General features: G+C 64.2%; 18 protein-coding genes. 5 read left to right on the top strand and 13 right to left on the bottom strand.

Annotated elements, in window-relative coordinates; translation table 11 throughout:
• Positions 1–411 precede the first annotated feature (411 nt).
• The 5 genes from EKH80_RS15985 to EKH80_RS15965 all read left to right on the top strand — a co-directional run bounded on the left by EKH80_RS15985 (position 412) and on the right by EKH80_RS15965 (position 7,664).
• Positions 412–1,785 (top strand): DegQ family serine endoprotease, encoded by a 1,374-nt coding sequence (locus EKH80_RS15985; protein WP_230473741.1) that lies wholly within the window; start codon positions 412–414, stop codon positions 1,783–1,785.
• A gap of 404 nt (positions 1,786–2,189) precedes the next feature.
• Entirely contained in the window at positions 2,190–3,575 is a 1,386-nt protein-coding gene (locus tag EKH80_RS15980) for a LysM peptidoglycan-binding domain-containing protein (RefSeq protein ID WP_126685772.1), read from the top strand.
• On the top strand, positions 3,562–4,272 hold the full coding sequence (locus tag EKH80_RS15975; RefSeq protein ID WP_230473740.1) for an HAD family hydrolase: 711 nt from the start codon (positions 3,562–3,564) through the stop codon (positions 4,270–4,272). The genes EKH80_RS15980 and EKH80_RS15975 overlap by 14 nt, the downstream gene beginning before the upstream one ends.
• Positions 4,273–4,386: 114 nt before the next feature.
• Positions 4,387–5,763, top strand: a complete 1,377-nt coding sequence (locus EKH80_RS15970; RefSeq protein ID WP_126685771.1) for a leucyl aminopeptidase family protein — start codon at positions 4,387–4,389, stop codon at positions 5,761–5,763.
• A 176-nt stretch (positions 5,764–5,939) separates the two neighbouring features.
• The gene (locus EKH80_RS15965; protein WP_126685770.1) at positions 5,940–7,664 is read left to right on the top strand and encodes a M1 family metallopeptidase; all 1,725 of its coding nucleotides are present in this window, start codon (positions 5,940–5,942) and stop codon (positions 7,662–7,664) included.
• Between the two features lie 62 nt (positions 7,665–7,726).
• Here EKH80_RS15965 and EKH80_RS15960 read toward each other — a convergent pair whose 3' ends face one another.
• The 13 genes from EKH80_RS15960 to EKH80_RS15900 form a co-directional block, all read right to left on the bottom strand.
• Positions 7,727–8,332 carry a DUF4126 domain-containing protein gene (locus tag EKH80_RS15960; protein ID WP_126685769.1) on the bottom strand — a complete coding sequence of 202 codons (606 nt, stop codon included), beginning with the start codon at positions 8,330–8,332 and terminating at the stop codon, positions 7,727–7,729.
• 120 nt (positions 8,333–8,452) lie between these two features.
• On the bottom strand, positions 8,453–10,756 hold the full coding sequence (locus tag EKH80_RS15955) for a carboxy terminal-processing peptidase (protein ID WP_126685768.1): 2,304 nt from the start codon (positions 10,754–10,756) through the stop codon (positions 8,453–8,455).
• 10 nt (positions 10,757–10,766) lie between these two features.
• Positions 10,767–11,774 (bottom strand): lipoyl synthase, encoded by a 1,008-nt coding sequence (lipA, locus tag EKH80_RS15950; protein ID WP_425481154.1) that lies wholly within the window; start codon positions 11,772–11,774, stop codon positions 10,767–10,769.
• 8 nt (positions 11,775–11,782) lie between these two features.
• The gene (gene lipB, locus EKH80_RS15945) at positions 11,783–12,433 is read right to left on the bottom strand and encodes a lipoyl(octanoyl) transferase LipB (RefSeq protein WP_425481155.1); all 651 of its coding nucleotides are present in this window, start codon (positions 12,431–12,433) and stop codon (positions 11,783–11,785) included.
• 142 nt (positions 12,434–12,575) lie between these two features.
• On the bottom strand, positions 12,576–12,866 hold the full coding sequence (locus EKH80_RS15940; protein WP_126685767.1) for a YbeD family protein: 291 nt from the start codon (positions 12,864–12,866) through the stop codon (positions 12,576–12,578).
• 107 nt (positions 12,867–12,973) lie between these two features.
• On the bottom strand, positions 12,974–14,203 hold the full coding sequence (locus tag EKH80_RS15935) for a D-alanyl-D-alanine carboxypeptidase family protein (RefSeq protein WP_126685766.1): 1,230 nt from the start codon (positions 14,201–14,203) through the stop codon (positions 12,974–12,976).
• 60 nt (positions 14,204–14,263) lie between these two features.
• Positions 14,264–15,184, bottom strand: coding sequence for a septal ring lytic transglycosylase RlpA family protein (locus tag EKH80_RS15930; RefSeq protein WP_126685765.1), 921 nt, complete (start codon positions 15,182–15,184; stop codon positions 14,264–14,266).
• The gene (gene mltB / locus EKH80_RS15925) at positions 15,184–16,134 is read right to left on the bottom strand and encodes a lytic murein transglycosylase B (RefSeq protein ID WP_230473745.1); all 951 of its coding nucleotides are present in this window, start codon (positions 16,132–16,134) and stop codon (positions 15,184–15,186) included. Before mltB ends, EKH80_RS15930 begins: the two co-directional genes overlap by 1 nt.
• Before the next feature lie 85 nt (positions 16,135–16,219).
• On the bottom strand, positions 16,220–17,338 hold the full coding sequence (rodA, locus tag EKH80_RS15920) for a rod shape-determining protein RodA (protein WP_126685764.1): 1,119 nt from the start codon (positions 17,336–17,338) through the stop codon (positions 16,220–16,222).
• Complete coding sequence (mrdA, locus tag EKH80_RS15915) at positions 17,335–19,353, bottom strand: penicillin-binding protein 2 (protein ID WP_126685763.1); 2,019 nt, start codon at positions 19,351–19,353, stop codon at positions 17,335–17,337. The genes rodA and mrdA overlap by 4 nt, the downstream gene beginning before the upstream one ends.
• Complete coding sequence (gene mreD / locus EKH80_RS15910; RefSeq protein WP_126685762.1) at positions 19,350–19,838, bottom strand: rod shape-determining protein MreD; 489 nt, start codon at positions 19,836–19,838, stop codon at positions 19,350–19,352. The genes mrdA and mreD overlap by 4 nt, the downstream gene beginning before the upstream one ends.
• Positions 19,835–20,839, bottom strand: a complete 1,005-nt coding sequence (gene mreC / locus EKH80_RS15905; protein WP_126685761.1) for a rod shape-determining protein MreC — start codon at positions 20,837–20,839, stop codon at positions 19,835–19,837. Before mreC ends, mreD begins: the two co-directional genes overlap by 4 nt.
• Before the next feature lie 22 nt (positions 20,840–20,861).
• Positions 20,862–21,908 carry a rod shape-determining protein gene (locus EKH80_RS15900; protein WP_126685760.1) on the bottom strand — a complete coding sequence of 349 codons (1,047 nt, stop codon included), beginning with the start codon at positions 21,906–21,908 and terminating at the stop codon, positions 20,862–20,864.
• Between the last annotated feature and the right edge of the window lie 296 nt (positions 21,909–22,204).

Genomic DNA, 22,204 nt, shown 5'->3' with positions numbered 1-22,204 from the left:
CATCAGTCGCCGGGAAAACGACCCCGTCGTACCCGATTCATGCCCCGCGCATGAAGGTCGGGCCCGGCTCTTTCGCGATCAGCTACAGCCCCCTCCTGACTCGATTCGCCGCCCCAGCACTTGGGTAACACACGGATTGCTGCACACAAGATGTTGTGGTTGCGACGGGCGAACGTTACGCCCGCGCCGGATGGAAGTAAAGGGCTCACAGGCCACATGCGAGGCAATTGGCTGAAAATATTCGCCCGAAATACCGGCTCGCGATCAGGAAAGCCTTACAACGCATGCCCAGATGGATGGCACGCTGTTCATTTAGCATTTGTGCACGCAGCGAAGGCACGGTGCATGCTTGGGAACCGCCCGTGCCGCGCCCAGTCGAATCAGCAGTTTTTCTTCGCACCAGGAGACTTCATGCAAGCGCGTCTGCTCCGCAGTTTCACTGCCCTCTTTGCCGCCGCATCGCTCGCCGTGCTGCCGATGCACGCCCACGCCGGAATGCCCCCGGCAGTCAACGGCCAACCCCTGCCTTCGCTGGCGCCGATGCTGGAGAAGGTGACCCCGGCCGTGGTGAACATTTCCACCAAGACACGGGTGCGGGTGAGCAATCCGTTCTTCAACGATCCGGTGTTCCGCGAGTTTTTCGGCATGCAAGGCGTGCCGCGCGAAAAAGTGGAGCAGAGCCTGGGCTCGGGCGTGATCGTGGATGCGGCGAAGGGCTACATCCTCACCAACAACCATGTCGTGGGCGGCGCGGACGACATCATGGTGACGCTGCAGGACGGACGTAATTTCAAGGGCACGCTGGTGGGCAATGATCCGGGCACCGATGTGGCCGTGGTCAAGATCAACGCGGACAAGCTGCAAGCGCTGCCGATCGCGGATTCGTCGGCACTGCGCGTGGGTGACTTCGTGGTGGCGGTGGGCGACCCGTTCGGCCTTGGCCAGACGGTGACCTCGGGCATCGTATCGGCGCTGCGCCGCTCGGGCCTCGGCGGCTCCAGCTTCCAGAATTTCATCCAGACCGACGCCTCGATCAATCCCGGCAATTCAGGCGGCGCACTGGTGAATCTGCGCGGCGAGCTGATAGGCATCAACACCATGATCTTGTCGCCCTCGGGCGGCAACATCGGCATCGGCTTCGCGATTCCCACCGATATCGCCACCGAGGTAATGCAGCAGCTGATTGCCCACGGCAAGGTGAACCGCGGCAGCCTGGGCGCGCAAACCCAGGACATCACGCCGAATATCGCGCGCATGCTGAGCCTGAAGAGCAATGAGGGCGCGGTGGTGACGCGCGTTCTGCCGGGTTCGGCGGCGGATCGCGCCGGGCTGGAAGTGGGCGACGTGATCACGGCGGTGAACGGCCAATCGCTGCGGAACTCCGACCAGCTCAACAACACGCTGGGCCTGTTGCCCGCCGACAGCACGGTGAACTTGACCGCCCTGCGCAACGGCACGCCACGCAAGCTCACCGCGCAGCTGACGCCGCAAAAGCTCGCCACGCTGGACGGTGCCAAGCTCGATCCGCGCCTCACCGGCGTGACGTTCAGCGAACTGAGCGACGAGCAGGCCAGCCAGGGCGTGGCAGGCGTGACGTTATCCGCTGTGAGTCCCAACAGCCGCGCCGCACAGGCCGGGCTTTCCACCGGCGATGTGATCGTCGGCATCGGCAATCGCCGCATCACCAGCCTGCGGGACCTGCAGGGGCTTGCTGCGGCTCGTCCTCGTCAGCTGGTGCTGCTGGTGTCGACGGATGAAGGATTGAATTACGTGGTGGTGCAGTAGCGAGATGTGCTCCCTCCCCTGCTTGCAGGGGAGGGCTGGGGTGGGGTTGCACGCGCTTGCCACACAGCATGGCTTCTTCGCTAGATTGCTTCACCCCACCCCAACCCTCCCCTACTACACGTAGGGGAGGGAGCAAAGATGCAGTGCGAGGTAAGCAGCAACATTTCGCTTCGTACAGATCACATGCTGACTAGAAGCCAAACGAAGATCGCGCCACGGTCATTGCGCTGCCCGCAAGTTTTCCACGCAACTACATGAACGCATTCGCTGTTCATCGGCGTATTTGCTTGATGTTTTGCCTCCGGGCCGCTGAAATACCGCATTCCGTCACTGTGCCTACGCGGCGCGGACGGCAGACTCACAGCAATTCCCTACACGTTCCTACACGCAGGTCGCGCCTTTCTATGCCAGTACGCATCAATCGTCTGCTCTCCGCCGCCCTCATCGGCGCCGGCCTTTCCACTGCCGCGCTTGCCGCGACCACGCAGTCGCTCACTTGGCGCGGCGACGTGGTCACCGCCAACAGCGTGGTCAAGGGCGTGGCGAAAGCCTGGCAATCGTCAGGGCATGGCTCGGTGCAGATTCAGCCGTTCAACACCGCGTCCGGCCTGGACGCCGTGGCCGGCGGCTCTGCCGATATCGCCGGCAGCGCGCGTCCCAGTTCGGGCAGCGGCCCGGATAGCGGGCTCAGCTTTACGCCGGTGGCATGGGATGGCCTGGTGCTGGTCACCAGCCCGGCGAACCCGGTCAGCAACATCACGCTGCAGCAGGTGCACGACATCTACTTCGGCAAGATCACCAACTGGAAGCAAGTCGGCGGCAACGACGCGCCGATCGACGTGTTCGCGGTGGCGAGCCCGGGCGATGGCGTGGAATACAGCCTGCGCAAGCTGGTGTTTGGCCGCGGCAGCCAGCCGGTGGCGGCGCCCCGCCTGTACGTGAACACCACGCAGTTGGAGCAGTCGATCGCACTGGATCCGCGCGGCTTCGGCGTGACCACCCTGTCGAGCGTGGCCGGCAACGGCAAGATCAAGATGCTGCACATCGACGGCACGGCGCCAAGCGCTGGCACGGTGGCCAGCGGCACGTATCCGCTGTTTGTTCCCCTCTATCTGGTCACCAACCCGTCGAGCCCCAACGCTTCGGCAGCCAAGGAGTTCGTGGACTTCGCGCTGAGCGACAAGGGCGCAGCGACACTGCGCTCGCATTCGCTGGTGCCTTACCAGGCAGGCGGCAGTCTGCTGGCGATGGATGATTCGCGCCGCAGCCGCATCCTGGCCGAGGTCGGCGCACATGCCAGCAGCGAACCCACGCAGATTGCCTCCGCGCCGTCTCGCGTGGCCGCTGCACCGGCTATCGCGGCTGCGCGCCCGGCAACACCGGCTGCGCCGGCGCTGGCCAAAGTCAGCGGCGCAGCGGTGGCCGTGACGCAGCAGAGCAGCTTGAAGGGCGTGCGCGGCGATGCGTTTACGCAGATGGCCGCGGCCGACCGTGGCAGCTTCGCCAAGGTCACCAGCGAGGCCTTCGTGAGCCACGCCAAGGTAGCCCTTGCCAAGGTCTCGGCGAAAGCCGTCGGCAAGACGTCCGGCGTGGCGAACAAGGTTGACGGCAAGAAAAAAATCGCCAGCGTCGACAACCAGCCGGCACAGTCCTATCGCGTCGGGGCCGGGGAAACGCTGTATTCCATCGCGCGCAGGCACGGCGTGGACGTGGCGCAGATTCGCAGCTGGAATCATTTGAAGGACAATACGGTTCGCACCGGCCAGATGCTGCGCATTGAAAGTCGTTGATCATTTGCAGATTCTCGCCATCACCATCGACCTGGACGATACCCTGTGGCCGGTCATGCCGGCCCTGGAACGGGCGGATCGCGACATCAACGACTACCTGCGTCAGCACTACCCGGAGGTAGCGAAGACCTGGCCGATCCCTGCGCTGCGCGAGCTACGCGCACGCGTGGCGGCCGAACGCATCGACCTGGCGCATGACTTCACCGCGCAACGCTACATCACCATGCAGCGTGCGTTCGATGCCTGCGGCATCAGCGAAGCGCCGCTGGACGCGATGTGGGAGGTCTTCGCCGCGGCGCGCAATGCGGTGGAACTGTATCCTGATGCCCTGCCTGCGCTTGAACGCCTGTGCGCAGCATGGCCGGTTGCCAGCCTGACCAACGGCAATGCCGATCTGGAGCGCATCGGCTTGCACCTCCACTTCGCGCACCGCATCTGCGCACGCGACGTGGGTGTGCTGAAGCCTGATGCGCGCATCTTTTTCGCTGCAGCCCAGAAGCTTGGGGTCGCGCCTGAGCACATCCTGCATGTGGGTGATGATCCGGTACTGGACGTGGTGGGCGCGCGTGAGGCAGGGATGCGCACGGCGTGGATCAATCGTGCGGGGCACCCTTGGCCCGCCGCATTGGGGGCGGCGCCGGATCTGGATTTGCGGGATTTGGCCGGCTTGGTTCAGTGGCTGGAAAGCCGCACCTGAGCGCAACGAATGGGGCAGGACCGCGCAGGCCCGAATGGTAATCCCGGCTATTTTTCGCGTCTGCAGCGACAGGGCTTATCATCCTAAGCCTGCTCACTGACTATTTCGAACCGCATGTCCGCCCTGATTGCAAACGCCTCCGGCCGCCGTCCGCCAACACCCATCGAAGCCACTGACGCCGCGCACCTCCCCGCCTTGCGCAAACGCCTGAGCGCAGCGCAACGGAACTGGCTGGACGAAACCGGTTTTGACGCAAATCCCGGCAGTATGTGCCTGATGGCGGATGCCAGCGGCAAGCTGGCGCGCGTGGTGGTGGGCGTGGATCGCCGGGATTCGCTTAGTGCACTGGCGGCACTGCCGCTGACGCTGCCCACCGCCGAATACACGCTCGCCCCGGAAAGCGTGCCGCTGGATCCGCAGCTTTCCGCCCTTGGCTGGGCGCTGGGCGCCTATCAATTCACGCGCTACCGCAACGCCAGGCGCCCGGGTTCGCCGCTAGTGGTCAGCGCTGCAACCCTTGCCAGTCTGACACCGTTGATCGAAGCGACCTGCTTCGTTCGCGACCTGGTCAACACGCCGACCGAGGACATGGGACCCAAGCAGCTGGCCGACCAGGTGAAACAACTGGGCAAGACCTACAAGGCCAAGCTGCGCGAGTGGGTGGGCGATGAGCTGCTGGAGGACAACTTCCCCACCATCCATGCCGTCGGCCGCGCCAGTCATCGCCCGCCGCGTCTGATCGAGCTAAGCTGGGGCAAGGCCAGCGATCCCAAGGTGGTGCTGGTGGGCAAAGGCGTGTGTTTCGACACCGGCGGCCTGGACCTGAAGCCTTCCGATGGCATGCGCTGGATGAAGAAGGATATGGGCGGCGCGGCGCACGCGATCGCGCTGGCCGGCCTGGTGATGGAAGCGAAACTGCCGGTGCGGCTGACGCTGCTGGTGCCGGCGGTGGAGAACGCGGTCGCCGGCAATGCCATGCGCCCGGGAGAGGTGATCACCACCCGCGCCGGCCACCGTGTGGAAGTCGACAACACGGATGCCGAAGGCCGCCTGATCCTGTGCGATGCGCTGGCCTACGCGGCGGAGCAAAAGCCCGAGCTGATCATCGACTTCGCCACGCTCACCGGCGCCGCGCGCGTGGCGCTTGGCCCCGATCTGCCGGCACTGTTCGCCAATGACGATCAGCTTGCTGAAGCTGCGCTCGCCTGCGGCCATGCCGTGGCCGATCCGATGTGGCGGCTGCCGCTGTGGCGTCCTTATCGCAAGCTGTTGGAGTCCTACCTCGCCGACTTCGCCAACGCGGGCGCATCACGGCATGCGGGCGCGATTACCGCGGCGCTGTTCATGGAACGCTTCCTTCCGGACGGCCTGCCATGGCTGCACCTGGACACCTATGCCTGGAACGACAGCGATCGTCCGGGCCGTCCGCGCGGCGGCGAGGCGATGGGCTTGCGGGCCATGTTTGCGTTGTTGAGCAAACGGTACGGGTAGCACTGATCGTAGGCTGGGTTGCGAAACCCAGCATTGCCATGCGTGCACCTCGCGCGATGCTGGGATTGTCTTCCCAGCCTACGCAGCGCCTTTTCGGACAAGCATGACTTCTGGCTTAGTCATGCCGCCACTGGACCCTGCATGATGCACGGATGTCCCTCCGACACCCATGACCCATGCGCCCATTGCGTCCTGCCCTGCTCGCACTCAGTCTCGTCCTCGGCTTTACCGGCTGCGCCAGTGTTCGCACTCCCCAGCCTGCGCTTACCGCGCAGACGGAAAACTCCGGCGGCGTGATGCCGGCCGAGCAAAAGCTCGTGCGCTTCGACCACGCGCAATTGCATATTGCGGTGGATCCGGCGCGGCAACGCATCGATGCCACGGCCGTGCTGAGTTTTACAGCACGCGAACCTACTGGCGTATTGCTGCTGGACCTGGACCGCAATCTGCCGATCAGCGCGATCGAGCTGGATGGCAAGCCGCTGGCATCCACCGCGTGGAGCAATCCCGAGGGGCATCTGCGCATCCAGCTGCCTGGCACACTGAAAGCCGGTGCGCAGGTCTCCGCCACCGTGCACTACGGCGGCAGCCCCCATGTAGCGAAGAAGGCGCCATGGGATGGCGGCTTCGTGTGGAGTCGCACCAAGGATGGCCAGCCATGGGTAGGCAGCGCGGTGGAAGGCGAAGGCTGCGACCTGTTCTGGCCCTGCATCGACCACCCGCAGGGCAAGCCGGATCTGGTCGACCTGTACGTGACCGTACCCAAGCCGCTGGTGGCACCGGGTAATGGCGTGCTGGTCGGTATCAGCGACGAGGGCGACAAGCACACCTATCATTGGCGTACCCGGCATCCGACCACCTATGCCATTTCCATCAACGTAGGTCCGTACCAGGAACTGACCGGCGAATACCACAGCCGCTACGGCAACGTGATTCCCCTGCAGTACTGGTATCTGGCGGGCGAAGAAGAGCAGGCGCGCAAACTGTTTGCCGAATTCCCGCGCTTACTGGCCTTCAACGAGGCGGTGATCGGCCCCTACCCCTTCGGCGATGAAAAGATGGGCGTGGTGGAAACGCCTTACCTCGGCATGGAACACCAAACCATCAATGCCTACGGCAATCGCTATGCGATGGACGGCACCGGTTTCGACTGGCTGCTGCAACATGAATTCGCGCACGAGTGGTTCGGCAACCAGATGACCAATGTCGACTGGGACGACATGTGGCTGCACGAAGCCTTTGCTTCCTACATGCAACCGCTCTACAGCCAGTCGATCAACGGCGACCTGGGTTATTACGCCTGGCTGCAAAAGATGCGCCTGACTTTGCACAATCGCGCGCCGATCGTTTCAGGCAGCAGCAAGACCGAGGAACAGGTCTACGACGGCAGCCGCGGCCCCGGGAACGACATCTACGACAAGGGTGCGCTGATGCTGCACTCGCTGCGCGGCTTGATCGGCGACCGCGACTTCTTCGAATGCCTGCGCGTGCTGGTCTACGGGCGCCCTGATCCCAAGCCGGGCAACTTTACGCCGCATTACGCGGACTCGCGCGATTTCATCGATATCGTGAACAAGGTGACCGGACGCGATTTGAACTGGTTCTTCAATGTGTACCTGTATCAATCAGCGCTACCGGCGCTGGAGGAGCAGCGTCAGGGCGACACGCTGACGCTGCGTTGGCGCGTACCGCAGGACCTGCCTTTCCCGATGCCGGTCGAAGCGCAAGTGGGCGATACCGTACAGGTGCTACCGATGACGCATGGTGAGGGTACGCTGCAGGTGCCGGCGGATACGCTGGTCATGGTCGACCCTCGTTCGAAGCTGCTGCGTGACTTGCCGCAGGTGACGGAGTATCAGCGCTGGCAGAAGGAGCAAAAGGGGAAGGACAAGGCGAAATAGCGCGGCAAGCTTGCGGACGTCGACGCCCTCCCCTTCGTTTAACGGCTCAGAGGGTTGGTTGATCATAGCGAGCCCTGAACCCCTCGCGGTTTCCGCCACCGCGCCGAAAACGCCCGCAGCCCACGGACAATCTTCGGCAGCAGCCAGCCGACCAGCAGCATGAACAGCGCGAGCAAAACCAACAAAACGAGTGGGTGGCGCCACGCCAGGTAAAGAATTCCCAGCAGCGAAAGATCCTCGCCCGCACTTGCTCCCCAGTTGCTGAAGGGCTCGGGCGAAGTGTTGATCAAGGCGCGCGTGCCCGATTTGGCCAGATGCGTGCCAGTAACCACCGCGCCACCCAGCAGGGCGGCCGCTATCTGCTCGTCCACGCCGGCGTTCTTGAACACGCCCCAGGCGAGCAAGGTGCCGACGGGAATGCGAATGAAGGTGTGGATGGCATCCCACACGCTGTCGAACAGCGGAAATTTGTCGGCCAGGAATTCGCCCACCATCAACACGCCGGAGGTGACCAGCACCCAATCGTGGCTGAGTACTGACAGCCCAGGCGGCAGGCTGACGTAACCCAGGCGCCCAAGCAGGCCGGCGATGAACAACGTGGCGTACAGGCGAATACCGCTGGCCCAGGCAAGGCCACCGGCAAGAGCAAGGTTGGAGAGCAGGTTCATGGCGGTGAGTCCTGGTCGCGGCGGGACCTGCACTAGCCTCGCTCCAACCGTCTAGGAAATCCATCCGCATAAAAAAAGCAGCGCCGGAGCGCTGCTTTTGGGTACCCGCGGCGGTCCGCCTTATTTGCTGCTCGACGCCGCCGGCTTGGGTGCCTGCGAGGTGCCCGGTTCCGTCATCGGCGTTGGCAGCGAGACCGGGCCATTGGCCGAGGCCATCGACGGGCTGTCGCCTTGCTTGCCGCCGTACGGCAGCACTTCGGCAGCCAGCTTCGGATTGGCATCGATCAAGCCGACTGCGTCGAACAGGACGTGAGCGGTCTCCTGCAGCTGCGGATCGGGTGCCTTCTTGGCCTCTTCCTGTTCCTTCAGCTCCGACTTCAAGCTGCGCTCATTCGGGTTGAGGCCGTCATCGAGCTGGCCTTGCTCATCGACGTCAGCGGCGGCGCCAGCTATGGATTTGTGGCGTGCACGGAACTCGGCCTGCATCGCATCCAGTTGTTTGCGCTCGGTCTGGCGCTGCTCATAGTTCAGCGAGATGCTGGTGCGGTCGGCCAGCTTCTTGTACTGGTTCAGCTCGTCCAGCATCAGCTGCCACGCCGACGACTTGGCAACGCGTGCATCGTGCATCTGCGTCAGCTGCGGCAGGTAGGCCTTCATGTCGGCCACCGGCTTGTAGTCGGCCGGCGCAATTTGCGTCCACGGCAGCGCATTGTCGTAGGTGGACTCGCCGAAATCCTTGTCGTCGCCGTTGCCGGGATACTGCAGGTCCGGTGTGACACCGCGCAGCTGGGTAGAGCCACCGTTGATGCGGAAGAATTCCTGCACGGTCATCTTCAGTGCGCCAAAGTCCGGCTTGGTGTCGGTGTCGGCGGCGAAACGGTTCAGGTCGATCAAGGTCTGCACCGTGCCCTTGCCGAAGGTCTGCGTACCGATGACCAGTCCGCGGCTGTAGTCCTGGATCGCGGCCGAGAAAATCTCCGAGGCCGAGGCCGTACCGCGATTGACCAGGACCGCCAGCGGGCCGCTCCAGGCCATGCCCGGATCGTCATCGCCCTGCACCTGCACCTGGCCGCGTGCGTCGCGCACCTGTACCACCGGCCCCTTGTCGATGAACAGGCCGGTGAGTTCATTCGCCTCGTACAGCGAACCGCCGCCGTTGTTGCGTAGGTCGATCACCACGCCCTGCACGCCTTCGGTCTTCAGCTCGCCGAGCAGGCGGGCGACGTCGCGGGTGGCGCTCTTGAAGTTCTTGTCGCCTTCGCTGCGGGCGCCGAAGTCGGAATAGAACATCGGCAGCTCGATCACGCCAATTTTGCGGGTGACGCCGCTGTCGGTGATCTCGATGACCTTTTTCTTGGCGGCCTGTTCCTCGATGGTGATTTTCTTGCGCACCATCGTGATGGTTTCGTGCTTGCCCTCGGTGCCCTGGTCGGCGGGCACGATTTCCAGGCGCACGGTGGTGTCCTTCTTGCCTCGGATGAGGTTGACGACGTCGTCGATGCGCCAGCCGACCACGTCCTGAACCTGGCCGCTTTCACCCTGGCCCACGCCCACGACATAGTCGCCCACGTGCAGCTTGGTGGACTTGATCGCCGGGCTGCCCGGCACGAGTTCGCGGATCACGGTGTAATCGTCGCGCTGCTGCAGCACCGCACCGATACCCTCCAGCGACAGCTTCATCGAAATGTCGAAGTTCTCGGCCGCCCGCGGTGCCATGTAATCGGTATGTGGATCGGTGGAGTTCGCATACGCGGTCATGAAGGTCTGGAACGCGTCCTGGCTGTCCACCTGCTTCATGCGATCGATGTAACTGGCGTAGCGCTTGTCCAGCGTCTTGCGGATGTCTTCGTCGCTCTTGCCCGCAAGCTTCAGGCGCAGCCAGTCGTTCATGGTGCGCTTGCGCCACAGGTCGTTGAGCTCGTTCTGGTCCTTGGGCCAGTCCGACTTCTTGCGATCGACGGTGTAGCTGTCGTTGGTGCTGAAGTCGAAACCCTGCTTCAACAGGCTGCGCGCATAGTTCATGCGGTCGATGACGCGCAGAAGGAACTGGTTATAGATGTCGAACGGACCGGCCAGCTCCTTGCTCCAGATCGCGTTGCCGAACTGGTCCTTGTACTTGGCGAACTTGGCCATGTCTTCCTGCGTGAAGAAGACCTTTTCCCCATCCAGCAACTTGAAGTACAGGTTGTAGATCTTCTGCGACATCGCGTTGTCGAGCGGCTGCGCGTCGTAGTGGAAGCGGGTGAGCAGGTGCGCCGAGATCAGCGCTGAGGTGGCTTCATCGCCGGTCGGCTGCAGCGGCAGCTCGGATACCTTGCGCGGCTTGGAGGCGCCCAGATCGGCGGCCGATTGCGCGAAGGCCGCCGAGGTGGTGACGCCGAAGGCGATCAGCAGGGCGAGCAGGGGGCGAAAGCGAAGGGTCATGGGGTTCTCTTCAGGCGTGCTCGGTGACGCCAGCCGCGTGAGCCTGCTGGTCGGCATGATAGGAAGAACGGACTAGGGGGCCGGAAGCGACATGCTGGAAGCCCATCGCCTCACCCGCAACGCGTAGCGCTTCGAATTCGTCCGGCGTCCAATAGCGCAGCACCGGATGATGATGCGGCGTGGGCTGCAGGTATTGGCCGATGGTAACCATGTCCACGTCGTGCGCACGCAAGTCGCGCAGCGTTTCGATCACCTGTTCGTAGGTTTCGCCCAGACCCAGCATGATGCCCGACTTGGTGGGTACGTCCGGATGCTGCGCCTTGAAGCGCTTGAGCAGATCCAGCGACCACTGGTAGTCCGCACCCGGGCGTACTTCACGGTACAAGTGCGGCACCGTCTCGAGATTGTGGTTGAACACATCCGGCGGGAAGTCCTTCAGCACTTCCAGCGCGCGTTCCATGCGGCCCTTGCCGCGAAAATCCGGCGTGAGGATTTCGATGCGAAGGTCCGGATTGGCATGCCGCACGGCGCGGATGCACGCGGCAAAATGCTCGGCGCCACCGTCGCGCAGGTCGTCGCGATCCACCGAAGTGATCACCACGTACTTCAGGCGCATGTCGCGGATGGTGTCGGCCAAGCGCGCCGGCTCCAGCGGATCGGGCGCAGCCGGTCGGCCATGCGCCACGTCGCAGAAGGAACAGCGGCGCGTGCACACCTCGCCCAGGATCATGAAAGTGGCGGTGCCCTTGCTGAAGCATTCGTGGATGTTCGGGCAGGACGCTTCTTCGCACACTGTCACCAGCGCGTTCTCGCGCAGGCGCGCTTTCAGCGCCTGCACCGCATTGCCCTGGGGCAGGCGTACGCGAATCCAGCTCGGCTTGCGGAGCGTAGGCACGTCGGTAGAGAAGCCGGCTCGATTGAGCGCGATCTTGTCGCCGCCGAGTTGCTTTTCGGCGGGTGCGCCGCTGACGACGCTGATCGGAATGATCTTGCTGGAAGATGCAGTGATATCGCTCATGAAATGGCTCAGACCGCCAGACGGGCGGGGAGTTCGGGGATCACGGGAGCGGCCGGTTCAGCTTCGAAGCCGAACTGCCGGCAGAATTCGCCGATCAGCACATCTTCGACGTCCGCCAGCCGCGACGGACCGCCCAAGTCTAGCACTTGCGTGACCGCCAGGCCCTTGTAACCGCAAGGGTTAATGCGGTGAAACGGTTCCAGGTTCATATTCACGTTGAAAGCCAGTCCGTGGAAGCTGCAGCCCCGGCGCACACGCAGGCCCAAGGCCGCCACCTTGGCATCCGCCACATAGACCCCGGGTGCCCCTTCGCGGCGGGCGGCCTCGATGTTCCAGTGCTCGAGGGTATCGATGATGGCCTGCTCGATCCGGCACACCAGCTCGCGCACCCCCAATCCGGCGCGGCGCAGGTCGATCAGCGGATAAGCCACGATCTGGCCGGGGCCGTGGTAGGTGACCTGTCCGCCTCGATCCACCGGCACCACCGGAATCTCGCCCGGCGCCAGGACATGCTCCATCCTGCCGGCCTGTCCGAGCGTGAACACCGGATCGTGCTCCAGCACCCACAGCTCGTCGGCGGTGGCGGCGGTACGGTTGTCGGTGAAGGCGCTCATCGCCCGCCAGACCGGCTCGTAGGGTTGGCGGCCCAAGCGGCGGATGAGGAGCGGGGAACGGGCGATGGGCGACGGGGAGCTGTCGGTCACGGCTAGACCATAGTGCAGGGATTCGATGGACAGCAGATAAGGCTGGCGGCGCGGAGGAACAAGTGCCTGAAGTGCCTGGCTCCCTGCCGCCTGCCTTTCAAAGCGTGTAGCGAATGTCCGGATCCGCCCGCAGCGCGCTGTGCGCCAGGTCATACTGCTCGCGCGTTTCGCAGCGGAAGCTGACGGTGACGGACAAGAAGTTGCCCTCACGCGAATGACGGTGTTTTACCGTCTCATGCAATACGTGCAGGCCGAGGCCTTCGAGAATCTGCGGCACACGGGCCTTCAGGTCCGCACTGGCATTGCCCATGGCGGTGATCTCGAACTCGCCGGGGAATTGAAAACCCTGGCCCTCCTGCTGCGCCTGGATGTCGCTCAGGTCTTTCATGGGCATTCTCCGAATGACGTCTCATCTCATCGGGCCGTCATTCCCGCGAAAGCGGGCCTGGCGGCGATGGAGCGCCCCTCTCCCGCAGGAACCAGGGCGCACAGTATTTACTTTTTGCCGCTGCCGTGGAACCACAACAGGATGCTGTCCCACAGGCGTTTGAAAAAGCCGCCCTGCGGCGCATCGTTCAACGCCACCAGCGGCACGTCCAGCACGGCCTGGCCCTCTTGCGCGATATGCAGCGTACCGACCTGCTGGCCCTTCTTGTAAGGTGCAATCAGCGTGGCCGGAATGTCCATCGTCGCCTTGAGCTTGTCGTAGTCGCCGGTCTTCACGGTCACCAGCACGTTCTGCGCAACGCCGAGCGGCAGCTCATTGAGCTCACCCTTCCACAGGCGCGGCGTGGACAGCGGCTTGCTGGCTTCGTACAGCTTGTGCGTTTCGTAGAACCTGAAGCCGTAGTTCACCAGCGCTATCGCCGCGTCCGCGCGCGCCTTCGCGCTGCTGGACCCCATCACGATCGCGATCATGCGCGCATCACCGTGCTTGGCGGAGGCGGCCAGGCAGAAGCCTGCCTCGGCGGTATGACCGGTCTTGATGCCGTCCACGCTGGAATCACGCCACAGCAGGGTGTTGCGATTGCCTTGCTTGATGCCGTTCCAGGTGAATTCCTTGATCGCCGAGATCGCGTAATCGTCCGGATAATCCTGGATCAGGGCGCGCGAAAGAATGGCGATGTCGTGCGCGGTGGAGTAGTGACTATCGGCGGGGTAGCCGGAGGCGTTCACGAAATGAGTGTTCACCATGCCCAACTGCTTGGCATAGGCGTTCATCAGGTTTGCAAACGTTTCTTCGGAGCCGGCGGTGTGCTCGGCCAGCGCAATGGCCGAGTCGTTGCCGGACTGGATGATCATGCCGTACAGCAGATCCTTCAACGGCACCTGGCTGTTGAGCTTCAGGAAGCTGGTGGAACCGTCGGTGCCCGCGCCGCCCGCACGCCAGGCATGCTCGCTGATCGTGACCTGATCGGTGAAGTGGATCTTGCCGGATGCCAGCTGCGCCGAGATCACATAGTCGGTCATCACCTTGGTCAGCGAGGCCGGCTCCACCCGTTCGTCGGGGCTCTTGGAAGCGAGCACCTGGCCAGTGGTGTAGTCCATCAGCACCCATGCCTTGGCGTCTACGTCCGGCGGCGGGGGCACCGGCACCGCTACGGCGGCTGGCGCCGGCGGCGGGTTCGGCACCGGCTTGGGCGGGGTCTGCTGGGCAACGGCACTGACGCCGAACACCAGGGCGGCGGCGGCAAAAACGTGCAGGGAACGGCGGAACAGATTCATCTTCGGCTTACATCCGTAAATGCGCGGCGCGCGAGGCGCCCTACTTTTTCTAATAAACGCTCAGTCTACCGCGACCTGCGGCTGCGGCAGCCCCATTTGCTCGATCTTGGCGCTGACCTGGTCGGCGCTATCCACGTCGCCCAGCGGCCCGATCCGCACGCGGTGCACCAAGCGGCCGGCTATCGTCGCATCAGACACCTGCACCGGGGCAAAATTCGCCACGCGCAGTTGCGCGGCGATGCGTTCGGCGTTGGCCGGATCGGAGAATGCGCCGACCTGCAGGTAAATACTGGGCGGATGCGCGGGCGTAGCGCTGACGAGTGGCGGTGGCGGCGCTTCTTGTTGTGGCGGCGCCGAAGGGTCGATGCCCTGCACTTCCACCAGCCCGGTGCCCTTGGGCCAGACGCCGATTTTCACGGCCGCGGCGTAGGAAAGGTCGATCACACGGTCCTCGTGGAACGGCCCTCGATCGTTGACGCGCACGATCACGCTCTTGCCGGTCTGCAGATTGGTCACCCTCGCATAGCTCGGCAGCGGCAACACCTTGCTGGCGGCGGTGAACTTGTACATGTCGTAGTCCTCCAGGCTGGAGGTCTTGTAGCCGTGGAACTTGCTGCCGTAGAACGAAGCGATGCCGCGCTCGTCGTAACCGCGCGCCGTCGGCAATACCGAGTAGGTACGGCCCAACACGCTGTACGGGGACTTGTTGCCATACAACGAGCGTGGTTCGACCTGGGGGACCGGCTCCGGCAAATGGCTCACGTCCGGCGGCGGGCCTTCCGGAATGCTGTCGCTGCCATCGCGATAGCGGCTGCCCTGGGGCTTGCTGGTGTCGTCGTAGATGCCGCCGGAATCGCGGCTGGAGCGGCCTGAATTTCCATGCGCTGACGCATTGGAGGGGCGCGTGCCGTGATGGCCGCCGCAACCGATCAGCATCAGGATGATCGCCAGCAGCCAGGACAGGCGCCAGAGCTTCTTCATCAGGGTGCTCGCTCCTGGCCCTGTTGCGCATGGACGACTTCAATGATCGCCTGGGCGAGCTGGTTGACGGCCATCGCGTACATCACGCTGCGGTTGTAGGTGGTGATCACCTGGAAGTTCTTGAAGGTGAACCAGTACTCCGGCCCGGTCGTCCCCTGCAGCGTCTGCAGGCTGCTGGGCGCTCCCGGGTCAAGGTGCTGCAACGGTGCGTAGCCCCATGCTTCGAGTTGCTCTACCGTCCATTGTGGCGAAGCATCTTTGACGCTCAGCGCTTTCGCCATCGCATCGGGCTGAGCACGCGCCGCCACCGGGCCATCGGTAACCCAGCCGTGCTTCGCGAAGTAGTTGGCCACGCTGCCGAGGATATCGGGCAGCGAGTTCTGCAGGTCGATGCGCCCGTCGCCGTCTTCATCCACGGCGAAGTCACGAATGCTGCTGGGCATGAACTGGCCCCAGCCTTGGGCGCCCGCGTAGGAGCCGGTGAGCGTATCGATCGGACCGGCGAGCTGCGTATCCGGCAGTTCCAGCAGGGTCTTCAGTTCTTGGCGGAAAAACGCCGCGCGCGGAGGGTAGTACAGGCCCAACGTTACCAGCGCATCGAGCACTTTGTACCGGCCGGTATTGTGCCCGTATAGGGTTTCCACGCCGATAATCGCGACGATGTACTGCGGCGCCACACCGTACTTCTTGCCGATCTGTTCCAGCAGCGCCTGATGATCACGGTAGAAGCGGATGCCGGCGTCGACGCGCGCGGGCGTCAGGAAAATCTGGCGGTACTCGCTCCACGGCTTGGCCTCTGCCGGACGGCTGATCGCATCGAGGATGCTTTGCTGTCGCTTCGCGCCATCGAGCAAAGCGTTCAGGGCGCCAGGATCCTTGCCGGTGTCCTTCGCCACTTCACTGACCAGTTGAGTTTGGCCCGGATGTTCGGCCCATGCGGCAAGCGGCATCGCGAAGCATAGCGCTGCCCATGCAGAAATGATCTTTCCCTTCATGCGGTGGAGGTTAGCACGCATGCGCATTCTTGACGGGACGTCAGTCATGCACTTTGCGATTGGCGTGGATCGACATCAATACGCCGAAGCCCACCAGCAGCGACACTGCTGAAGTGCCGCCATAGCTGACCATCGGCATCGGCACACCCACCACCGGCAACAGGCCCGCCACCATGCCGCCGTTGACGAACACGTAGACGAAAAAGCTCATGCCGATCGCGCCCGCAAGCAGGCGCGAGTAGGTGTCCTTGGCTTCCATGGCGATCCACAGGCAGCGACCGATGATGAAGGCGTACAGCGCCAGGATCGCGCACACGCCGACGAGGCCGAATTCTTCGCAGAACACCGCAAAAATGAAGTCGGTGGTGTGTTCGGGCAGGAAGTCCAGGCGCGATTGCGTGCCCTGCTCGAAGCCCTTGCCGAAGACGCCGCCCGAGCCCACCGCAATCTGCGACTGGATGATATGCCAGCCGTTGCCGAGCGGATCGGATTCCGGGTTGAGCATGGTGAGGATGCGTTCGCGCTGGTACTGGTGCATGAAATGCCAGGCCACCGGCACCATGCTCGCAGCACCGGCGAGCAGCATGCCAATACGCCACCAGGCCATGCCGGATAGAAACAGCGCGAAGCCGCCGGCCGCCGCCACCAGCAGGGCCGTGCCCAGATCCGGCTGCTTGGCAATCAGGCCGGCGGGGATGGCAATCATTCCGCCGACCACGACGATATCCTTCCAGCGCGGCGGAAGTTGGCGCGGGTGCAGATACCAGGCGACCATCATCGGCATGGTGAGTTTCATCAGCTCCGACGGCTGGAAACGCATGATGCCCAGATTGAGCCAGCGATCCGCGCCGCGGCCCTCGCCCAGCACCGCCACCACCACCAACAGCATCACGCTGCCGGCATAGAGCCATGGGGTCCAGTTGCGCAGCAGGGAGGGCGGAAGACGCGACATCAGCAGGATGAGGGCACCGCCCAGCGCAAAGCGGGCGGCCTGTCCGCCGACCAGGCCGAGATTGCCGCCGCCGGCGCTATACAGCGTTGTCAGCCCCACGCAGCACAGCAGCAGCAGGGCGAAAGCCAGCGGGAGATCAATGCGCGGACGCATCCAAAGGCGCCGTAGGAAACGATGGAAGCGGATGCGCAGGATATCGATCGTCATTGGTCGTCGTCTCCGGCGCTGGAACTGTCGGGGGCGGGCATGTCGCCCTGCGGAGTGTCCTCGGGTGTCGGTGGCGATTGCGTCGACGCGGCCGGCGACATGACCGACTCCTGCAGCGGCTGGTGCGGTGGCACCGCGCCACCTTGCGCGGACAGCCATGCGTCGAGGATCTTGCGTGCAATCGGACCGGCATCCTTGGCACCCCAGGCGCCCGCTTCCAGCACGACGGCGACCGCGATGCGCGGATTTTCGGCCGGAGTAAAAGCTTCGAACCAGGCACGATGGCGCGCGGCGAGATACGCCGTGTTCTTGTCCTCGTTGTACGCATTGGTGGTGCGCGAGAAGCGCTCAGCCGTACCGCTCTTGCCGGCGATGCGGTACGGGAAGCCGTCAGCCAGCTTGGTGCCGAAACCGGTCGAAGTCGGGTCGTTGCTGTAGATCACCAGCTGCATGCCCTCGTTCACCGCCTCCCAATCCTTCATGTTCTTGATCAGGGAAGGGCCGGTGGGCGGATTGGGCAACGGCGACGGCGGCCTGCTGACATCCGCCGTCGACATCACCACTCGCGGCGCATAGGGTACGCCTCGGCCGGCAAACGTTGCCAAGGCGTGCGCCAGCTGCACGGCGGTGACCGACCAGTAGCCTTGGCCGATGCCCGTGATCACCGTCTCGCCGGGATACCAGTTGCGCTCCTTGGGCGAATGCCTGGCCTTCCATTCGCGCGAAGGCAGGATGCCGGACACCTCGCCGGGAAGATCGACGCCGCTGGGATGCCCGAAGCCGTAGCTGCCCATGAACTCGCTGATGCGGTCGATGCCCAGATCCAGCGCGAGCTTGTAGAAGTACGTATTGACCGAGGCGTAGATCGCCTTATAGAGATTGGTCGTGCCCACGCCGCCGCGCACGTCGTCACGATAACCGCGCGACTGGCCCGGGATGTAGAACACGCCTGTGGAAAGCACCGAGTCCTGGGGGGTACGGATACCGTATTCCAGGCCGGCCAGGCCCATGAACGGTTTCACAGTGGAACCGGGTGGATACGCGCCCCTGAGCGCACGATTGAGCAATGGCTTGTCGGCAGCGGTCATCAGCGCCTTGTAATCGGCGGAGCTGATGCCGTTGACGAACAGGTTGGGGTCGAACGACGGCAAGCTGACCATGGCCAGCACCTGGCCGTTGCGCGGATCGATCGCCACGGCGGCGCCGGGACGGCCTTCGAGCGCATCCTGCGCCGCCTTCTGAATGCGCGCGTCGATGCTGAGATAGAGGTTCTTTCCCGGCACCGGCGCGTCGGTTTTCAGCACGCGCTGAATGCGCCCGTCGGCGTTCACTTCATCCAGCTCGTAACCCGGGGTGCCGTGCAGCATGTCCTCGTAGGAACGCTCGACGCCGGTGCGCCCGATGTGAGTGGTGCCCTTGTAGCGATCGGCATCGAGGTTTTGCAGATCGTCCGCGTCGATGCGGCTGACATAGCCGATGACATGCGCGAACAATGGCCCCAGCGTGTACTGGCGCGTGAGGTACGGCACCACGTCCACGCCCGGAAAGCGCCAGCGGTTCACGGCGAAACGCGCGATGTCGTCCTCGGTCAGGCGCATCTTCAGCGGCACGCTGTCATAGCGGCGCGACTGCTTGAGCTGCTTGCGGAAGGCATCCAGGTCGTCCTGGTCCAGCGCAATCACCGTGCCCAGCTCCGCCAGTACCTGATTCATGTTGTGAATCTGCTCGGGCACCACTTCGAGCCGGAAGGCTGGGACGTTATCGGCCAGCAACACGCCATTGCGGTCGTAGATCAGGCCGCGTGCGGGCGGAATGGCGCGCGGCTTCACGCTGTTGTTGACCGAACGGATGGCGAATTCGTCGTGGCGCAGCACCTGCAGGAACACGTAGCGCCCCACTAGCGCGCACAGGCCAAGCAGAATCAGCGCAAAACCCGCCAGCGCGCGGCGCCGGAACAGCTCGCCTTCGCCGCGCGTGTCCTTGTAGATGCGCAGGCGTTTTGCACCCGGCTTCATTGCAGCCTCAACCGCATCCGCAAATCGTCAAGCAACAGGAACAGGAACGGCCACAACACCGCGCTGACGAACGGCGAGGCCCACCACAGCGCCGGCGGCGTGGATTCGCCGGCAAAGGCCCGCACCACCAGCAGCAGGAAGCGGTCGTTGAGCAGCAGGGCCAGTACCGCCAGCGTCTGCTGCCACATCGGGAAAAAGCGCAGGCGCGAACGAAAGCGCAAAGCAATGAACACCAGCACGCACAAGCGCACTGCCTGTTCGCCGAGCAACACGCCGGTGAGCAGATCCGCACACAGGCCGAACAGGAAGGCGAGGCCCAGCGTGACGCGCTGCTCGCCCGATTCGAGCGCCCAGTACAACAGCACCAGCGCAGGCCAATACGGCTTGAACGCATCGAGCACGTGTGGCAGCGGTACCAGCATCAGCACCAGGGAGGCCGCGAGCGTACCGACGAACCACCAGAAAGACAGTCGCTGGCGGCTCACGTCGACGGGGTCCCGATCGTTTGAGCCGCAGCAGCCCTGGCCGACGTGGTTGGCGTGCCCGGCACCGTAGCGTGCGGCAGCGCCGCTGTGGACGCCGGTGCCGGCGCCTCGCTGGCAGGTGGACCCACCGGCGCAGCCGGCGGTGGCGGACCAGCCGGCTCGGGCAGGTCATGCAGGACCAGGACTTCGTCGGCGCGGTCCAGGTCGGCACTGGGCGCCGCATGCGCCTCCAGGAACATGCCGCTGGCAGAGGGCACCACGCTGCCGATCTCGCCGACCGGAAAGCCCTGCGGGAAACGTCCGCCGAGGCCGGAGGTGAGCAGCTTGTCGCCGGCGTGCACATCCGCCGCCATCGGCACGTTCGGCAAGCTGAGCTGCTGGCTGTTGCGCGAGCCGTAGGCGATGGTCCGCAAGCCGGTGCGCTGGATCATTACCGGCACGGCGTGATCCGGATCGGTCACCAGCATCACCAGGGCGGAATTCGGCAATACCTCGACGATCTGCCCGACCACGCCGTGCGCATCGATCACCGGCTGGCCGGACTTGATGCCGTCGCGTGCCCCCAGGTTGATCATCATGCGATGCCGGGATGCGCCCATGTCCACGCCGATCACGCGCGCCATCTGCACATGCAATTCCAGGCTGTGCTGGGTATCGAGCAGTTCCTTCAGGCGCTGGTTCTGCTCGGCCACCGCGGCCATGCGATTGAGCTTGGCATTGGCCAGTAGCAGGTCTTCGCGCAGGCGCTGGTTCTGCTCGGTGAGCAGGCGGCGGTCGGCGAAGGCTACGCTGAGTGCGTGAAAACCGTCAGCCGGCAGGCTGGCCAAGCGGTACACCGGTTCGACCACAATGGCTGTGGCATAGCGCAGCCGCCACAGCCAGCCATTGCGATGGTCCAGCACCATCAGCACCATCGCCAGGGCAAGATAGAACATCAGCCGCAGGGTTCCCGCGGCAGTACCGGCGAACAGGGGCGAGGATTCCTCGCGCGCGAGCGGCATGGCCTACACCCCTGCGTGCGGATTATTCGGGAGCGAAGAAGTCGCTGCCGTGCTGATCGATCAGCTCCAGCGCCTTGCCGCCGCCGCGGGCCACACAGGTCAGCGGATCGTCGGCCACCTGCACGTGCAGGCCGGTCTCCTCGGACAGCAGGCGGTCCAGGTCGCGCAACAGGGCGCCGCCGCCGGTGAGCACGATGCCGCGCTCGGCCACGTCGGAGCACAGTTCCGGCGGCGTCTGCTCCAGCGCCGACTTCACCGCCGCCACAATGCCAGCCAACGGCTCGTGCAGGGCTTCGAGGATCTCGTTGGAGTTGACGGTGAACATGCGCGGCACGCCTTCAGCCAGGTTACGGCCGGAGATTTCGATCTCCCTGACCTGGCTCTGCGGGAAGGCGCAGCCGATTTCCAGCTTGATGCGCTCGGCGGTGGACTCGCCGATCAGCGTGCCGTGGTTGCGCCGCACGTAGTTGATGATGGCCTCGTCAAAGCGGTCGCCGCCCACGCGCACCGACTGCGAGTAGACGATGCCGTTCAGCGAGATCACCGCCACCTCGGAGGTGCCGCCACCGATGTCCAGCACCATCGAGCCGCGGGCCTCGTGCACCGGGATGCCGGCGCCAATCGCCGCAGCCATCGGCTCCTCGATCAGGAACACGTCGCGGGCGCCGGCGCCCTCGGCCGATTCCTTGATCGCACGGCGTTCCACCTGGGTGGAGCCGCAGGGCACGCAGACCAGCACGCGTGGGCTGGGGCGCAGCAGGCGCGAACGATGCACCTGGCGGATGAAGTGCTGCAACATCGCCTCGGTCATGGTGAAGTCGGCGATCACGCCGTCCTTCATCGGGCGCACGGTGGCGATGTTGCCGGGCGTGCGGCCCAGCATGCGCTTGGCGTCGCCGCCTACAGCCGCGACGGTGCGTGGGCCGCCCGGACCGCGATCCTGGCGGATCGCCACGACGGAAGGTTCGTTCAGGACGATGCCCTGGCCGCGCACGTAAATGAGCGTATTGGCGGTGCCAAGGTCGATGGAAACATCGTTGGAAAACATCCCGCGAAACTTCTTGAACATGGGTCCGCCGCGTATTGACTCTGGCTAAAAAGTAAGCGCGCCAGTCTAGTCAGCAAACCCCTAGTCCGCAAGGACATTGGTGTTAAGAAAGCGGTCTTTTTAAGGGCAATTGTGCGGAACCGGGGTGAAAAGAAGGGAATCGAGAACAGGCGGCTCGCGCTGCCCCGCACGAATTCGCCCCTTCGAATTTTCCGGCCAGGGACGACCGAAGGAGCCCCTTCCCACCGACGAATCCAGCCCTTCCCTGCCCCCGGGCCCTGTTCCCCGTTTCCGGTTCAGCCGCTACGATAACCCGT

Origin of the sequence: Dyella choica (assembly GCF_003977665.1) — a bacterium.
GTDB classification, from domain to species: domain Bacteria; phylum Pseudomonadota; class Gammaproteobacteria; order Xanthomonadales; family Rhodanobacteraceae; genus Dyella_B; species Dyella_B choica.
Note: the sequence above shows the minus strand (reverse complement) of the source record. Positions and strands in the feature narration are given on the sequence as shown.

What these genes read in the sequence shown, in the direction of transcription:
- EKH80_RS15985 (WP_230473741.1), top strand. Translation starts at nt 412, where the DNA reads ATGCAAGCGCGTCTGCTCCGCAGTTTCACTGCCCTCTTTGCCGCCGCA.
- EKH80_RS15980 (WP_126685772.1), top strand. Translation starts at nt 2,190, where the DNA reads ATGCCAGTACGCATCAATCGTCTGCTCTCCGCCGCCCTCATCGGCGCC.
- EKH80_RS15970 (WP_126685771.1), top strand. Translation starts at nt 4,387, where the DNA reads ATGTCCGCCCTGATTGCAAACGCCTCCGGCCGCCGTCCGCCAACACCC.
- EKH80_RS15965 (WP_126685770.1), top strand. Translation starts at nt 5,940, where the DNA reads ATGCGCCCATTGCGTCCTGCCCTGCTCGCACTCAGTCTCGTCCTCGGC.
- EKH80_RS15960 (WP_126685769.1), bottom strand. Translation starts at nt 8,332, where the DNA reads ATGAACCTGCTCTCCAACCTTGCTCTTGCCGGTGGCCTTGCCTGGGCC.
- EKH80_RS15955 (WP_126685768.1), bottom strand. Translation starts at nt 10,756, where the DNA reads ATGACCCTTCGCTTTCGCCCCCTGCTCGCCCTGCTGATCGCCTTCGGC.
- lipA (WP_425481154.1), bottom strand. Translation starts at nt 11,774, where the DNA reads ATGAGCGATATCACTGCATCTTCCAGCAAGATCATTCCGATCAGCGTC.
- EKH80_RS15940 (WP_126685767.1), bottom strand. Translation starts at nt 12,866, where the DNA reads ATGAAAGACCTGAGCGACATCCAGGCGCAGCAGGAGGGCCAGGGTTTT.
- EKH80_RS15935 (WP_126685766.1), bottom strand. Translation starts at nt 14,203, where the DNA reads ATGAATCTGTTCCGCCGTTCCCTGCACGTTTTTGCCGCCGCCGCCCTG.
- EKH80_RS15930 (WP_126685765.1), bottom strand. Translation starts at nt 15,184, where the DNA reads ATGAAGAAGCTCTGGCGCCTGTCCTGGCTGCTGGCGATCATCCTGATG.
- mltB (WP_230473745.1), bottom strand. Translation starts at nt 16,134, where the DNA reads ATGCCGCTTGCCGCATGGGCCGAACATCCGGGCCAAACTCAACTGGTC.
- rodA (WP_126685764.1), bottom strand. Translation starts at nt 17,338, where the DNA reads ATGACGATCGATATCCTGCGCATCCGCTTCCATCGTTTCCTACGGCGC.
- mrdA (WP_126685763.1), bottom strand. Translation starts at nt 19,353, where the DNA reads ATGAAGCCGGGTGCAAAACGCCTGCGCATCTACAAGGACACGCGCGGC.
- mreC (WP_126685761.1), bottom strand. Translation starts at nt 20,839, where the DNA reads ATGCCGCTCGCGCGCGAGGAATCCTCGCCCCTGTTCGCCGGTACTGCC.
- EKH80_RS15900 (WP_126685760.1), bottom strand. Translation starts at nt 21,908, where the DNA reads ATGTTCAAGAAGTTTCGCGGGATGTTTTCCAACGATGTTTCCATCGAC.